General features: G+C 36.0%; 14 protein-coding genes. 1 reads left to right on the plus strand and 13 read right to left on the minus strand.

Annotation, left to right across the window (positions count from 1 at the left end; all coding sequences use genetic code 11):
* Positions 1-21: 21 nt before the first annotated feature.
* The 8 genes from BMX49_RS09625 to dinB form a co-directional block, all read right to left on the minus strand.
* Entirely contained in the window at positions 22-276 is a 255-nt protein-coding gene (locus BMX49_RS09625; protein ID WP_034720264.1) for an acyl carrier protein, read from the minus strand.
* Between the two features lie 18 nt (positions 277-294).
* A complete protein-coding gene (locus tag BMX49_RS09630; RefSeq protein WP_034720265.1) occupies positions 295-1,566 on the minus strand; it encodes a beta-ketoacyl-[acyl-carrier-protein] synthase family protein in 1,272 nt (423 codons plus the stop codon).
* A 1-nt stretch (position 1,567) separates the two neighbouring features.
* Positions 1,568-2,002 carry a 3-hydroxyacyl-ACP dehydratase FabZ family protein gene (locus tag BMX49_RS09635; protein ID WP_034720266.1) on the minus strand — a complete coding sequence of 145 codons (435 nt, stop codon included), beginning with the start codon at positions 2,000-2,002 and terminating at the stop codon, positions 1,568-1,570.
* Complete coding sequence (locus BMX49_RS09640; protein WP_034720267.1) at positions 2,003-2,800, minus strand: enoyl-ACP reductase FabI; 798 nt, start codon at positions 2,798-2,800, stop codon at positions 2,003-2,005.
* Positions 2,794-3,846, minus strand: a complete 1,053-nt coding sequence (locus BMX49_RS09645) for a type III polyketide synthase (RefSeq protein WP_034720269.1) — start codon at positions 3,844-3,846, stop codon at positions 2,794-2,796. The genes BMX49_RS09640 and BMX49_RS09645 overlap by 7 nt, the downstream gene beginning before the upstream one ends.
* Positions 3,843-4,556 carry a methyltransferase domain-containing protein gene (locus BMX49_RS09650; protein WP_034720272.1) on the minus strand — a complete coding sequence of 238 codons (714 nt, stop codon included), beginning with the start codon at positions 4,554-4,556 and terminating at the stop codon, positions 3,843-3,845. Before BMX49_RS09650 ends, BMX49_RS09645 begins: the two co-directional genes overlap by 4 nt.
* Positions 4,556-5,698, minus strand: a complete 1,143-nt coding sequence (locus BMX49_RS09655) for an NAD(P)/FAD-dependent oxidoreductase (RefSeq protein WP_034720275.1) — start codon at positions 5,696-5,698, stop codon at positions 4,556-4,558. The genes BMX49_RS09650 and BMX49_RS09655 overlap by 1 nt, the downstream gene beginning before the upstream one ends.
* A 457-nt stretch (positions 5,699-6,155) precedes the next feature.
* Entirely contained in the window at positions 6,156-7,304 is a 1,149-nt protein-coding gene (dinB, locus tag BMX49_RS09660) for a DNA polymerase IV (RefSeq protein WP_034720278.1), read from the minus strand.
* 62 nt (positions 7,305-7,366) lie between these two features.
* Here dinB and BMX49_RS09665 point away from each other — a divergent pair, with 62 nt between their 5' ends.
* Complete coding sequence (locus BMX49_RS09665) at positions 7,367-8,128, plus strand: XRE family transcriptional regulator (RefSeq protein ID WP_034720280.1); 762 nt, start codon at positions 7,367-7,369, stop codon at positions 8,126-8,128.
* Positions 8,129-8,741: 613 nt separating this feature from the next.
* Here BMX49_RS09665 and BMX49_RS09670 read toward each other — a convergent pair.
* The 5 genes from BMX49_RS09670 to BMX49_RS09695 all read right to left on the minus strand — a co-directional run bounded on the left by BMX49_RS09670 (position 8,742) and on the right by BMX49_RS09695 (position 13,784).
* Positions 8,742-9,716, minus strand: a complete 975-nt coding sequence (locus BMX49_RS09670) for an NAD(P)H-quinone oxidoreductase (protein WP_034720283.1) — start codon at positions 9,714-9,716, stop codon at positions 8,742-8,744.
* Between the two features lie 66 nt (positions 9,717-9,782).
* Positions 9,783-10,361 (minus strand): DinB family protein, encoded by a 579-nt coding sequence (locus BMX49_RS09675; RefSeq protein WP_034720285.1) that lies wholly within the window; start codon positions 10,359-10,361, stop codon positions 9,783-9,785.
* A gap of 577 nt (positions 10,362-10,938) precedes the next feature.
* A complete protein-coding gene (locus BMX49_RS09685) occupies positions 10,939-11,385 on the minus strand; it encodes a hypothetical protein (protein WP_034720288.1) in 447 nt (148 codons plus the stop codon).
* A 28-nt stretch (positions 11,386-11,413) separates the two neighbouring features.
* Complete coding sequence (locus tag BMX49_RS09690; protein WP_034720294.1) at positions 11,414-11,962, minus strand: hypothetical protein; 549 nt, start codon at positions 11,960-11,962, stop codon at positions 11,414-11,416.
* 37 nt (positions 11,963-11,999) lie between these two features.
* Entirely contained in the window at positions 12,000-13,784 is a 1,785-nt protein-coding gene (locus BMX49_RS09695; protein ID WP_051803809.1) for a serine hydrolase, read from the minus strand.
* Between the last annotated feature and the right edge of the window lie 172 nt (positions 13,785-13,956).

The following is a 13,956-nucleotide window of genomic DNA, read 5'->3' on the forward strand; positions in this document are numbered from 1 at the left end:
GATAAAAAGGAATTTTACAAATTACTTTAGAGCTAATTTCTCTTCAATTACGGCCAAAGCAGATTTTACGTCGCGCATTTTCTCCATAGAATCCGCATCAATTTCAATATCAAAAACTTCTTCCACATCTAAAACGACATCGACCAAATTAGCAGAATTGATATTTAAATCATTGATGAAATCGGTGTCTTCATTGATGTTATCTAAAAGGTTCGCCTCTTTAACGTAAGGTTTTACAATTTCTTTTAATTTTTGAATAGCTTCGTCCTTGTCCATGTTTTATATTGAAATTTATTAAGAATATTTTTTAAAGATAATACATCCGTTCACATCGCCAAAACCAAAACTTACTTTTGCAGCAATATTAATTTCCTTTTTGATTAAATGGTGTGGAATACATTCAGCATCAATGATTGCGGAAATTTCTGGATTTAAATCTTTGCAGTTAATATTGGGAGCTATGAAATTCCCAGACAGTTGCAAAACCGTCGCCACACATTCCACACTTGCCGCCGCAGAAAGACAATGACCAGTTAACGCTTTTAATGAATTGATATAAGGAAAATCTTTTCTGGAACGATTTAAAGCAGTTGATAAATTTTGAATTTCGGTAGCATCTTTTGAAGTTGCAGTTAAATGTCCACTGATATAATCGATGTCTTTGGCCTCAATTCCGGAATCATTAATAGCATCTTTCACACATTTCTGAACGGCCACAGAGTTTGGAGCCGTCATACTTCCACCGCCGCGTTGACCTCCAGAATTGAGATTTCCACCTAAAATCTCACAATAAATTTTTGCATTTCTTGCCAAAGCAGATTCCAAATCTTCAATCACTAAAGCACCAGCGCCACTTCCAGGAACAAATCCCGCTGCAGAAGCACTCATCGGTCGAGAGGCTTTTTCTGGATCGTCATTCGATTTATAATTACAAACTTTAATCGCGTCAAAACCTGCCCAAATATACGGACCGGAATCACTAGTACTTCCGGCTAAAATACGTTTTGCTTTTCCAGATTTTATACGATCAAACGCCATTAAAATACTTTCGGTTCCTGTGGTACAAGCAGAAGAATTGGTGGTCACTTGATTTCCTAAACCTAATTTCCCACCGAGATATGCAGATATTCCGCTGTTCATGGTTTGCGAAACGGCGGTGCTTCCTAATCTTCGGGTCTGAAGCGCATCGATTTTATAAATGCTTTCGCGGAATTTTTCAATTCCCGATGTCCCGGCACCGAAAATGGTTCCGCTGTCCCAATCTGGATTTTCGTCTTGTGAAGGCTCTAATCCAGCATCTTTCCAGGCATCTAAACCAGCAATTACGCCGTACATAATTCCAGTGGAATTAAAATTCCGTAATTCTAAATCGGTGAAATATTCGTTTAAATTTTCTTTATCAATTGGTGGAGTTCCAGAAACCTGACAGGAAAATTGCAAGTCGGCTAATTGCTGATCAAACTGAATTCCAGAGCGACCTTCCTTCAAAGCAGAACGAAAGTTCTCCAAACCAACACCATTGGGTGCAACGACTCCTAAACCTGTGATGACAACTCTTCTTTCCATTCTAATTGACTTTAATAATTCCGGCAATCGTTCCTTCACAAACGATTTCTGATATTTCATTCAGCATCTTCACTTTGCATTTTAATTTATTAAACCTAAAATAAATTTTCTCCGAAATCACAGTAACTTTTTCTCCCGGAAAAACGGGTTTCAGAAATTCAATATCAGTTGATGTTAAACCAATCTGACTTTTTTCAGTCAAATCGTTTCCAATCAGAAAAATCCCTAAACAAACTAATCCAATTTGAGCCATGGTTTCGGTTAGAATAACTCCCGGTGTAATCGGATTATTTTTAAAATGACCTTTGTAAAAATCTAAATCTTCTTTAAAAGTGAAATTTCCCGTCACGCCATTTTCGTCAACGTTCACCAAATCATCCACAAATAAAAATGGAGTAGTGTACGGTAATTTTTCTAAAATTTCTGCGATATTCATTTAACTCAAATGTTCGCCACCATCAACAGGAATCACACAACCATTAATCCACGCAGCTTCGTCTGAACACAATAAACTGACGACGTTTGCCACATCTTCGGGTGTGGTCAATCTCTTAAAAGGATTTCGTTTTTTGGTTTGTTCTTTTATTTCCTCACTTCCCGGAATCATCTGTAAAGAACGCGTATCCGTCACTCCAGCTTGAATACAATTTGATCTTAAACCAAAAGGCGCAAATTCTAAAGCGATATTTCTAGAGATCGCTTCCAATGCAGCTTTTGCCGCGGATACTGCACCGTAGTTATTGATTGGTTTCGAGCTACCTTCGCTGGTAAACGCGAGAACTCTTGCATCCTCAGCAAACAGATTTTCATTGAAAATTAGTTTCGTCCAGTCGTATAAACTGGTCGCCATCGCTTGAAGAGTAATCGAGAAATCATCTGTTGATAAACTTTCGCCCTCATTCCCTATCATTGGTTTTAAATTTCCTTTAGCGATGCTGTGTAAGAGACATTTTATTTTTCCGTCTATACCTAAAGTGTTTTTTAGTTGAAATAATATATCTTGTTGTATATTAGAGTTTAGTAGATCTTTATTTAAAGTGAAATACTTTATATTTTCATTTTTAAATAAATCAAATTCTTTATTAATTTTTTCCATTTCAGCCCGAGAATTCCGGTGAATAATGCAAATATTCATTCCTTCCGAAGCTAATTTTTTGGCAGAAGCTAAACCTAATCCTGAACTTCCGCCCAAGATTAAAGCCCAATAATTAGTATTTTCAAATCTTCTTACCATTGCAATAAAACTCGCTGTGCAGAAAAACCGGGACCGAAACTTAACATTAAACCTTTCTCGCCTTTCTGCGGTTTTTGATTCATAATTTCTTCTAAAACATAAAGTACGGTTGCACTCGACATATTTCCATAAAGTCTTAAAATTTCTTTCGTGGTATCGATATTCTTCCCCAATTCTGAAAACAAACCTTCAACCATTTGCACAATTTTTTTTCCACCAGGATGGAAAATAAGGTAATCTACATCTTTAATTTCTAAATTTTGTTTTGCTAAAAACGGGTGGATAATATTTGGGAAATGTTCGCCAATCGTATCTGGAACTTCAATATCTAAAATCATTTGCAACCCAGAGTTGGTCAGTTTGAAACCCATCATATGCTCATTATTATAAAAATGATACATTTCTTCGGCTAAGATTTCTGGACCTTCCGCATTTTCTTCTGATGATAAAAGAACACAAGCAGCACCGTCACCGAAAATCGCACCGCTCACAATGTTTGCCATGGAAAAATCTTCCAATTGAAAAGTCGCAGTCGGACTTTCAACTGCAATCACCGCGGCACGTTTTCCGGGATTAGCTTGAAGGAAATTCTTTGCATAGATAATTCCTGAAACACCCGCAGCGCAACCCATTTCGGTAACGGGCAAACGAACAATGTCCTGACGTAAATTTAATTTATTAATGAGATAAGCATCGAGAGACGGAATCATAATTCCGGTGCAACTTACGGTGATAATATAATCCAAAGATTGCGGATCCCAATTGGCTTTTTTTAAAGATTTATCTAAAACCTGTTCACCTAATAAAACTACTTCACGGGCGTAAATATCATTTTTATCTTCAAAAGATGTTGCCGTGAAAACTTCGATTGGATCCATAATGGAATACCTTTCATCAACAGCGGCACCTTCAAAAATCTTTTTGACTTTACGCACAAAACGGCTATCCTGATTGACCAACCATTGATCTAGGAAAGGTAAAACTTCGGAAGTTTTCCGGGAATATTTTGGGAGTTGCTTGGCAACCGTAACTATTTTTACACTCATAATTTTTCAATAATCCATTGGTAACGGAAGGCCCATTTCCATTTGATGCTGTGTTTTTTTAAACTTAATTGTGATGAAAATTTCTCTAGATCCACTCTTTTGAAACCACGAAGGATGGAAATCAGGCCATCGTTTGCGGTCATTTTCTCCAGGCGGAAAACGAAAATAATGGCTTGAAAAAGACGGTAAGCCAGTTTGCTCCTTTGCAAATCATTTACAACGATTCCTTTTTTTACCAAACTCAAAATAGTTCGAAGGATCTTTAGAATTTCATCATCTTTAAAGTGATGTAAAGTAAGCGTAATTAGGGCGATATCTATACTATATTTTGAAAAATCGTAAAGAAATATATCTTCGGCGAGATAGGTGAAATTGTCAAACTCGGTCGAGCATTTTTCCGCGTGTCGAATCGTGGCTTCATTGGCATCAATACCAATCAGGTTAAATTTTAAATTGTTTTGAGTGCCATACTTAGAAAGCATTCGCAACATATCGCCGCCGCCGCAACCGAAATCCATGATCGTAATGGTTTCATTTGAGGGAATATTTTCGATCAGTTTTTTAATTCCGTCTAAGGTCACTGCGTTTCCACCTAATAATTGATTGATTCGCGCAATATCATCCAAAGCGGTTACCAATCCATCGTTGTCCATCGAAAAATCGTCCATCGATTCTTCTAAATCTGTCCTGTAAGTCGTATCTAAAGCCATTAGTTTTGAGTCATATTGATTTCTTTTCCGTGTGTTTTTCTAATAATGATAGGAAGTAGAAAGGGAAGATAGGTTATTAAATTAGTCAAAACTTCCGAGAGTTTTGAATGTTCAAAAGTGCTGCCTAAAATTCGGCCATACCATAATCTTTGTTTGAAATTTTTATTCCAGTTTGAAGAATAGTTTTGTTCCATTTCTTCGCGTGAAATTTTGTCTGACAAAAATTTTATCGTTTGATCTGAAGCCAATTTAGCGCTGTGAATCGCCATCGCCATTCCATTTCCACATAAAGGATGAATTAGTCCTGCGGTGTCGCCCATCATTAAAATATGATTTTCTACGTTTTCTTTTTTCTCAAAACAAATCTGACTGATGGTCAAAGGTTTTTCAAAAACCGATTGAGAATTTTCTAAAATATTTTTTAAATGCGGATTCTGCGAAACGACCGTTTCCTGAAACTCTTCAATATTTTTATATTTCTTGAACGATTTAAAATTAGTCAAATAACAAATGTTGAGCAAATTGTTTTCAACTTTTGACACGCCGCAATAACCACCTTTAAAATTATGCAATCCCACAACGTCATTTGCAAATTCTCCCTGATAATGAGATTTCACCGCCAACCACGGCGATTTATTCTTCAAGAAAGGGCGTTCCATTTTCAAATCTAAGTTGGATCTTTTTCCAAATCCACCTAAAACTACTTTCGAGGTCAAAGTTTTTCCTGAAGCCAAATAAACTTCGAAAATATCATCTTTAAAAATCAACTCATTTACCTGATCTTCTGTAATTTCACAGTTTTGTGAAATGGCTTTTAAATAAAGTGCATAATCCAAAGCATAGCGACTAATTCCAAATCCGCCGAGCGGAAGTTTAGTTTCAATCGTTCGTCCAGACTCTGATGAAAACTGTAATGTTGAAATATGCGTCGGTTTTAATTCTTCAATATTCACCTGAAGCCAATCGAAATAGGGAAGGACTTCATTGGAAATATATTCGCCGCAAACTTTATGTTTTGGATAAGAATTCTTTTCAATAACAATTACTTTACAACCCATTTTTGTGAGATGTATCGCGCTTGTTAAACCTGCTAAACCACCGCCAATGATGATGACTTCGGTATCGCAATTTGAATTCTTCAATTTTTTATTTAAATGTAGTAAAAAATTTTACCACAAAGTAATAAAAGTTTTATTTTACTACTTCACTATTTGATTTTTAACCACACTAGCTTAAGATGAGAAGCACATGCTCAAAAGCAAACATTAGTTTCCAATTATCGTAGGAAATCTTAATGAACCTTAAATCCTTAAACAAAAAATTACAAAGAGTAAAAAGTTTGGTAATAATCAGAAGGGTTAAAAAAAAACTGTTAAAATGGACAAAATTAACAGAAGATTATTATGATCATCTGGCTTATTTTTTAAGCGAAAATGATTGCAGTTTATCCGTGTACTTTCCATCATAGCTGGAATGAATGATTTCACTCTAATAGCTAACATTAGACAATTTGCCAGTTATGCAAACTTAGATATTCAGCAAAATCTGTCTGGGAAAATAAACTCCATATTTTTTATGGTTAAAAAAAAATTTTACTTTTTAAGATACTAATTCAAACCCCGAGGCTCTTCCCAAAGCATTCTTGCCAAAACGATTTTTCATGCGATCCATGGCTTGGTAAAGATTCATCAGTTCTTCGCTGTCTTCAAATAAATTCATTTGATAATTTCCGTGAACGAGATTCGTAAATCTCAAACCAATCAATCGCAGTCGCATTCTTCGCGTGTAGAGTTTTTCAAATAAATCTAATGCAACTCTGGCTAAAGTATGATCAATAGAAGTGTAAGAGATTTTACACTGTTTGGTTTCGGTATCGAAATTTGCATATCGGATTTTTAAAACCACGGTAGAAGTCAGCCATTTTTCTTTTCTTAATTGATAAGCCAATGATTCAGCCATGCTGGAAATCAGTCTTTTCAATTCTAAAATATCCATGGTGTCATTGGTAAAAGTATGTTCGCTGGAGAGTGATTTTCTTTCGGAATAAGGAACCACTGGAGTTAAATCAATTCCGTTGGCTTTCTTCCAAAGTTCGCCACCGTTTTTACCTATCATTTGCTGCAAGACTAAAACGGGCATATCGGCTAAAGTCTGAATGGTTCGAATTCCAACACGGGAAAGCAATTGAAAAGTAACATCGCCAACCATTGGGATTTTTCGAACGGAAAGAGGATTTAAAAATGGCTTGATATTTTGAGCCGGAATATCTAATCTTCCGACAGGTTTCGATTCTCCGGTACCAATTTTTGAAACCGTTTTATTTGTGGACAAAGCAAAACTGATTGGCAAACCTGTATTTTTCGTAACGGAATCTGCAATTTCCTTCGTCCATTGATAACACCCAAAAAACTGATCCATGCCAGATAAATCCATATAAAATTCATCGATGCTGGCTTTTTCTAAAATCGGAACTTTTTCCTGAATAATTTTGGTGACTTCTTTGGAGAATTTTGAATATTTTTCGTAATCTCCACGAATTACTTTGGCTTCTGGACATAACCTCAAGGCCATCTTAATTGGCATCGCTGAACGCACCCCAAAGCGACGTGCTTCATAAGAACAAGAAGCCACTACTCCTCGATCACCACCACCAATGATGACAGGAATACCCTCTAGTTTTGATTCTTGTAACCTTTCACAAGACACAAAAAAAGTGTCTAAATCCATATGTGCAATTGCTCGATTCATGGGTACAAACTTAGTACGTTTTATATCAAAAATTTGTATATTTGTTGCTATAATTTATAGCAATGTCAGTTTTATCAGAAAACATGCGCCATCTGAGAGGTCAGCAAAAATATGCCCAGCAAAAAATTGCCGACGACCTTCTCATCACGCGCGGACGGTACGCAAAATATGAAGATGGCTCCAGTGAACCACCCATCGAAATTCTGATTCGTCTGTCTAAATATTACCGAATCAGCATTGATTTATTGGTCGGTTTGGACTTGAGTAAATACTCATTAGAAAAGATGATGAAACTTCCAGATAACCGGACGATTTTTCCCATAACGGTAGATGAAAAAGGGGAAAATAAAATAGAAATTATTCCAGAAAAAGCCCAAATGGGTTATCTGCAAGGTTACAGCGATCCAGGATATATTGAAAAGTTGCAAACGATTTCCTTACCCTTTTTGCGCAACGGGAAATTCAGGGCTTTTCCGGCAAGTGGAGATTCGATGCCGCCATTTAAAAACGGAACGTTTATCGTGGGGAAATATGTGGAAAATGTGAGTGATTTGAAAAGTAATAAAACTTATATTTTCATTACCCAAAATGAAGGGGTGGTTTATAAAAGGTTTAAAAAGAAAACATCAAGAAACATAATGGTGAGTTCTGATAATCCACTGTACAAACCTTATGATATTAAACTTGCTGAGTTGGTGGAAATTTGGGAATATGCGTGTAGTATTAACACGGCAGAATTCGAGACGGAGACTTTGGATATGATGACGGTGAAGGATATGTTTTTGAGTTTAAAGAAAGAGATTGATTTGATTAAGAAGAGATAAGTTTTATCTTATTCTTTTGTCTTGAAACGAAAGACACTATGTTAATTTCAAAATACTATTAAATATTTGTCTGAACTATTGTAAGCAGAGTTTTATGTTTATTCCTTGTAGGTAGGCGCAACCCTGTCTACTTTTTTTTACTCATAATTTGTATTCAATACTTCCTTATTTATCTATAGAATATACATTAAGATTAATAATTTTCTTGCACAAGCGATTATTGTTATCTTCTGCCGTAAAACTTCCTAAGTATTGTTTAGATTCGGAGAAACTTGAAGACAAGGAATATTTCTTTTTACGGTTGAAATCTAATAATCTGGACCAATATATTTCATCTATTTATTAGCTTTATTCTCCAAAGTAAATGATATTTTAACTCTTGAAAACATAAGTGAATCAAAAAATCTAGACTAAAAACTTATTTAAAAATTTAATCCTAAACTTTCGTATTTATCTTGTCCTCAATAGGAAACTTGAGTTGAAATAAAATCGTTTCTTTAACTAGAGAGTTTTAGTAAGAGTCTCATTTTCAATTGCACCATCATCACATCGGCACGTCAACTTATCGCTACATCAGCAAATCATCAAATCAGCACATCACCAAATCATCACATCAACCCACCGTCAACAAGATCTTCCCAATATGTTCACTGCCTTCCATCAGGCGATGTGCTTCAGCAGCTTCTGCGAGGGGGAATGTTTTGTATATGATTGGAAGAATCTGTTTTGAATGAAACATTGGCCAGATATTTTTTTCGACATCTTTGGCGATCTGGGTTTTTACTTCGGCGGTTTGGGGTTTTAGAAAACTTCCGGTGAGGGTGAGATTCTTTGCCATAATGGTGCGCAGATTAATATTGACGTCCATGCTTTTCATACCGTTGATGTAACAAAGGCGGCCTTTTTTATTCAGAATTTCGAGATTCTTTTGGGTGTAATCTCCACCGACCATGTCTAAAATGACATCGATATTCTCGTCTTTGAGGATTTCTTCGAATGACTCTTTTTTGTAGTTGATGACTTTGTCAACGCCCATTTTCTGAAGGAAATCGATCTTGTCTTCGCTTCCGGCAGTGGTGTAAGTTTTGCAACCCCACGCTTTTGCCATTTGCAAACCCATGGTTCCGATGCCGCTCGTTCCGCCGTGGATCAATAATTTTTCACCAGGTTGAAGTTTGCCCAAATGAAAGACGTTGAACCAAACCGTAAAAACCGTTTCCGGAATTGCCGCTGCGTCGGTTAAACTGATACCTTCTGGGATAGGAAGACAGTGAGAACTATAAACCGCCACATATTCTGCATAACCGCCGTCTGCAATGAGTGCGCAGACTTTATCTCCGACTTTTTTATCAGTTACGGCTGAACCGATTTCTGTGATTTCGCCGGAAACTTCTAAGCCCGGAATTAAAGTGGTTGGCGAACCTTTACCGTAAGTGTCGGTGTTTTTTCTCGTGATAATATCGCTCCGATTGACTCCGGCAGCTTTTACTTTAATTAAAACTTGGTTTTCTGCAGGTATTGGTTTTGGAGTTTCCTGTAATTGTAAAACTTCCGGTCCACCGGATTTTGTGATATGGATTGCTTTCATTCTTTATTCTTCTGGCTTAAAGATAAAAAATTTCAAAGCGATTAGAGAGAAATGGAATTGCTAATTTTATTTCTTTTGCTCGCTAAAACGGTGTTCGTTGTTTTTAAATTCCAACTCCAGCTTGTCGATCTGGTTTAAATGTCTTTCAATATGATTGGTTAAAAACAGGAAAGTATCTCCCAATTTTAAGCTGATTAAGGATGAAATAGAGGTTGTAATTTTTATTTTATTTAAGCTCACTTGCCTAGAATCCTGGAGAAGATTTAATAATTGATTCTGCTGTATAATAAATTTTTCAATCGTAGATTTGTCGATTTTTTGGTGCATAGGATTGTTGGCTTTGAAGGTCTTTATCTTCTTTGCATTCTTTTTGGGTAACATACTTTGGGCAAAATAGTTCCCTAAGAGACCGGGTTTAAAATGGAGTTCACTTTTAGTTTTGGAAGTGTTTATTTTTCGTTCGATTTGAGGCAGATAAAATTCGCCGTAAAGATTGAGGTGTTCCAAACATTCTAAGATCGTCCACGAATTTGGGCTTGGTCGCCAATTCAATTGCGGTAAATCATAGTGGCTTAGTTTTTTTGCAACCGCTCGAAAGCCGTTCGCTCTTTCAGAAAGGTGATCAAGTAATTTTTCCGAGTCCATATCAAACTAGTTTAAGACAAAGGTGGGTAAAAAGAACATTTTAAATCTTGATTGAAGTCAATGTTTTTGGAGCCTAGATAATGTTTCGGCACTCATCCGCAAATAATTTGCAATATATCGGTGTGGAATTTCCTGAAAAAGCTGCGGACTTCTCTTCAAAACGCGCTGGTATCTTTCTTCTGGTGAACTCGTCAGCAAATCAAGCTCCCTTCCATTTGTTGCAAGACGAGATTTTCTAGGATATTATTCCATATCACCGAATGATGATCGCGGTTCAAATAATCCTGCAGTTGCTTTTTGGTAATGACTCGAGGTCGGTTTTCTTTAAAGCCTGAATAGAAAATACGGACGGTTTTCCGGTGAGATAAGAATCCAGCGAAACCACTAGATGGTTGGTATAGCCGAACCTAATGATTTGATCTTCGTATTTGTCATCCGAAACAAAGATTCTTAAACTGCCACTTTTCACAAAGTAAATATTGGTGTCAACAGTTCCGCTTAAACATAAATATTTGTGTAGTTGCAGCGTGAGCGTCGTTTCAGAAAGTTAGATAAGGTCTGTCAGCATAAGTTATCGTTAAGGAATCACTTTGTATTTTGTACTATCCGTATTTCCAAAAACTTTTTTTTGAATCCGTTTTGCTAAATCGACCGTTTCTGTGATACTCGTGTTTGTTTTTAGACTTAAATAGGGGATTTTATCTAATTTTTCTGTTTCAAAATTGATATTATGTTTCGAAGCAAATTTTTCTAATGGTTCTAAGTAAGGACGCTGAATCTTTTTAAGTGCCCTAAACTCTACATTAAAATTCTGATCATTCCGGACGAAAAAGAGACTGTCGTATGCATTTGCAGTGATTCCAATAAAATTAAAGTCGGTTTTTCCCTCCAGGACCAGGTTGAGTTCTTGAGCTAAATCTTCCAGTTGAATTTGCTTTGCAGTAAATCGATCTCTGCGTTTTTCAGTGCCGGTATTTTTACCAAACGTTTTGATGCTGTTGATGATGGATTTAAATATATTCATATTGATTTAGCTTTTTAATTATACGCTTTTACCTGCTTTTTGCTTTCTGTAATTCAAGACGGAAAATTTTACAGTCTTTTAAAAGTTCTGCCTCTTTACTTTTCTTATCCATTTTGGTGAAGATCTCTTTTCCAGTTTGCTTGATTGAAAATAATTTGGAGTTTTCAAAATAAAATCGAGCTGTGTAGACCGGTTCGGGTTTTGTGTGATTCAAGCCAGTTACTTGATTTGATTTATCTTTTATAGCTGCAAATTGATCTTGCTTTTCAAAAACGAAAATTAATTCATCGTCGGAAAAGAAATATTCGGAGGTTTTCAATCCGTAAGATAGACCGACACTGTAAACAATTTTTTTCAGTTTTCCATTTTTATAATAACCGGAAAGTTCTTGTCCGCCATCAGTGGCTTCGTTTTTTACGTTCACAAAATAGTCGTTATCTAATTTTTTGATCTGATAACTTTTTTCCGTATTGATGGCTTCAACCTTTTTGCGAACAGCAGCGATTCTTTCGGCATCTTGTCCAAAAAGGAAAGAAGTGAAGGTTAGAAAAAATATTAATAAAAGATTTGATTTCATTGTCTGAATTAATTCTTGTCCTGCTAAAATACATCAATTACTGACTGTTATCTCTCATTATCTCATATTGGCCTGAAGCGTCCTTTTGCACCATCGATTTCACTTTGCCGTTCTCCATAATAAATTCTATGGTGATCTCTGCAGATTCTTTAATTTTAAAAATGTTCGGTTGGTAGGGAATCAGCTCAATATCCGGCGCACCTTTCATGAACAAATGATTTTTATCTTTTAAAATAACTTCTAAAGTACTGGTCGCTATTTTATATTTTCCCGCGTATTTACTTAGGATCTCAACGGTATTTAAAGTTTCATCTGGTTTTTTTGTAAAAGTAACTTCTCCCTCATCTAGTGAAATAATAAAACGATCAATGTCACCCTGGGGACTGGTTTGGTAATTAAGTGAATAAAGACCGTCTTCTTCATCATTAATGGTGTCGAAACGGTCGTAATGAAAATGATTAAGGGCAAGTTTTATATTATGGAAGGTAAACATCATCTTTGCGTCTTTTTGAGAGACGTTGATAATACCATAGGCTTTATTTTCAAAATTTCCTAAATAATCATTGAGTGGGTGCGAAGGTTTTGTATTAGGAATTTGCCCGACTGTTGCTTTTGCTCTTCCTTCTTTTGCTATTTTTTTACGCGCATCTCGGCTTTTTAAACCTCTTTCACTCCAGGGTGTAGTTGAAAGTCCCAATAAATGTTCGTAAATATTGTAATTGATGGAATTATAACTCATGCTGTGTTCGCCGATTACAAAAAGAATGACGCCAATATTATCCTGTGGCATATAGGATATTTGAGAAAAGATTCCATTTAAATGTCCTCCATGAAGCACTAACTGATGACCTCTATAAGCTTCTGTTTGTCGTCCCATTCCATAAACCGGATTCAAAACTTCTGTGAATCCTTGATCCAAACTGTAGTTGTGCAAGGCAATTGAAGGTTCCATGGTTTCTTTAACAATCGCTTCCGGAATAACTTGTTTTCCTTCATAAATTCCTTTATTCATCAATGCAGAAAGCCAGTGCGACAGATCGTTGATGTTAGAAATGATGGAGGCGGCTGGACCCAAACCTTCAGTTTCGCTGAGATAATTTATTTTGTAGAGGATAGTGGTGTCTCTTTTTTCATTGTAGGGAACAAAAATATCGCTCTGCTTTTCCATTTCGGGAATACTAAAAACGGTGCTGTTCATTTTCAAAGGTTTCAAAATTTTCTCCTGAACATAGTGCTCCCACGTTTTATTTTCTACCAGTTCAATAAGATGCCCAGCCGAAGCATACATTAAATTATTGTAAAGATATCCCTGACGTAACGGTTGGGAGGGTTCTAAATACTTTAATTTCTCAAAAAATTCTTTTCGTGTAAAATCAGATTTATACCAGATCATGTCATGTCTTGTGACTCCCGTGCGATGGGAAAGCATATCTCTAAGGGTAATAGTGTTATTAAGATCATTGTTATAGAATTCAATAGCGGGGACAAAAGTTTTGATGGGTTTGTCCCAGTCTAATTTTCCTTCATTGACCAAAAATCCGAGGGCTGTTGCCGTAAATAATTTGGTGTTGGAGGCTAATTGAAATAAAGTATTGGCGGTGATCGGTAATTTTTTTTCGTAATCCCGATAGCCATAGCCTTTTACAAAAACCAGTTTTCCATCTTTGACAATCCCGACCCCAACTCCTGGAATATTCCAGTCTTTGAGGTTTTTCTCCATTTCTTTGTCAAACTTCTTCATTTTGTTTTGAATGTTGACATCCTGTGCGAATGAAAAACTTGCAAAGAAGAGCAAGCAAATAAATAAATTAGTTGTTTTCATGATTTCGGTTTTTAGTTTTTATTAAAGGGAGGTTTTGACCATCTGCGGAGATTTGTCAAAACTAAAAACAGAAAATCATTAACCTTTTAGTTAAATTAAATCATCCTCTGTTTCGTCAAACTAATTTACAAAATAATGGCTTTCAAAGACTTAAATGATTGATTTATTTTTA

Origin of the sequence: Kaistella antarctica, assembly GCF_900109615.1 — a bacterium.
Classification (GTDB): Bacteria; Bacteroidota; Bacteroidia; order Flavobacteriales; family Weeksellaceae; genus Kaistella; species Kaistella antarctica.

Coding starts and splice junctions, on each gene's coding strand:
- BMX49_RS09625 (WP_034720264.1), bottom strand. CDS start 276: ATGGACAAGGACGAAGCTATTCAAAAATTAAAAGAAATTGTAAAACCT.
- BMX49_RS09690 (WP_034720294.1), bottom strand. CDS start 11,962: ATGAAATCAAATCTTTTATTAATATTTTTTCTAACCTTCACTTCTTTC.
- BMX49_RS09630 (WP_034720265.1), bottom strand. CDS start 1,566: ATGGAAAGAAGAGTTGTCATCACAGGTTTAGGAGTCGTTGCACCCAAT.
- BMX49_RS09670 (WP_034720283.1), bottom strand. CDS start 9,716: ATGAAAGCAATCCATATCACAAAATCCGGTGGACCGGAAGTTTTACAA.
- BMX49_RS09645 (WP_034720269.1), bottom strand. CDS start 3,846: ATGAGTGTAAAAATAGTTACGGTTGCCAAGCAACTCCCAAAATATTCC.
- BMX49_RS09650 (WP_034720272.1), bottom strand. CDS start 4,556: ATGGCTTTAGATACGACTTACAGGACAGATTTAGAAGAATCGATGGAC.
- BMX49_RS09685 (WP_034720288.1), bottom strand. CDS start 11,385: ATGAATATATTTAAATCCATCATCAACAGCATCAAAACGTTTGGTAAA.
- BMX49_RS09640 (WP_034720267.1), bottom strand. CDS start 2,800: ATGGTAAGAAGATTTGAAAATACTAATTATTGGGCTTTAATCTTGGGC.
- BMX49_RS09635 (WP_034720266.1), bottom strand. CDS start 2,002: ATGAATATCGCAGAAATTTTAGAAAAATTACCGTACACTACTCCATTT.
- BMX49_RS09675 (WP_034720285.1), bottom strand. CDS start 10,361: ATGGACTCGGAAAAATTACTTGATCACCTTTCTGAAAGAGCGAACGGC.
- dinB (WP_034720278.1), bottom strand. CDS start 7,304: ATGAATCGAGCAATTGCACATATGGATTTAGACACTTTTTTTGTGTCT.
- BMX49_RS09665 (WP_034720280.1), top strand. CDS start 7,367: ATGTCAGTTTTATCAGAAAACATGCGCCATCTGAGAGGTCAGCAAAAA.
- BMX49_RS09695 (WP_051803809.1), bottom strand. CDS start 13,784: ATGAAAACAACTAATTTATTTATTTGCTTGCTCTTCTTTGCAAGTTTT.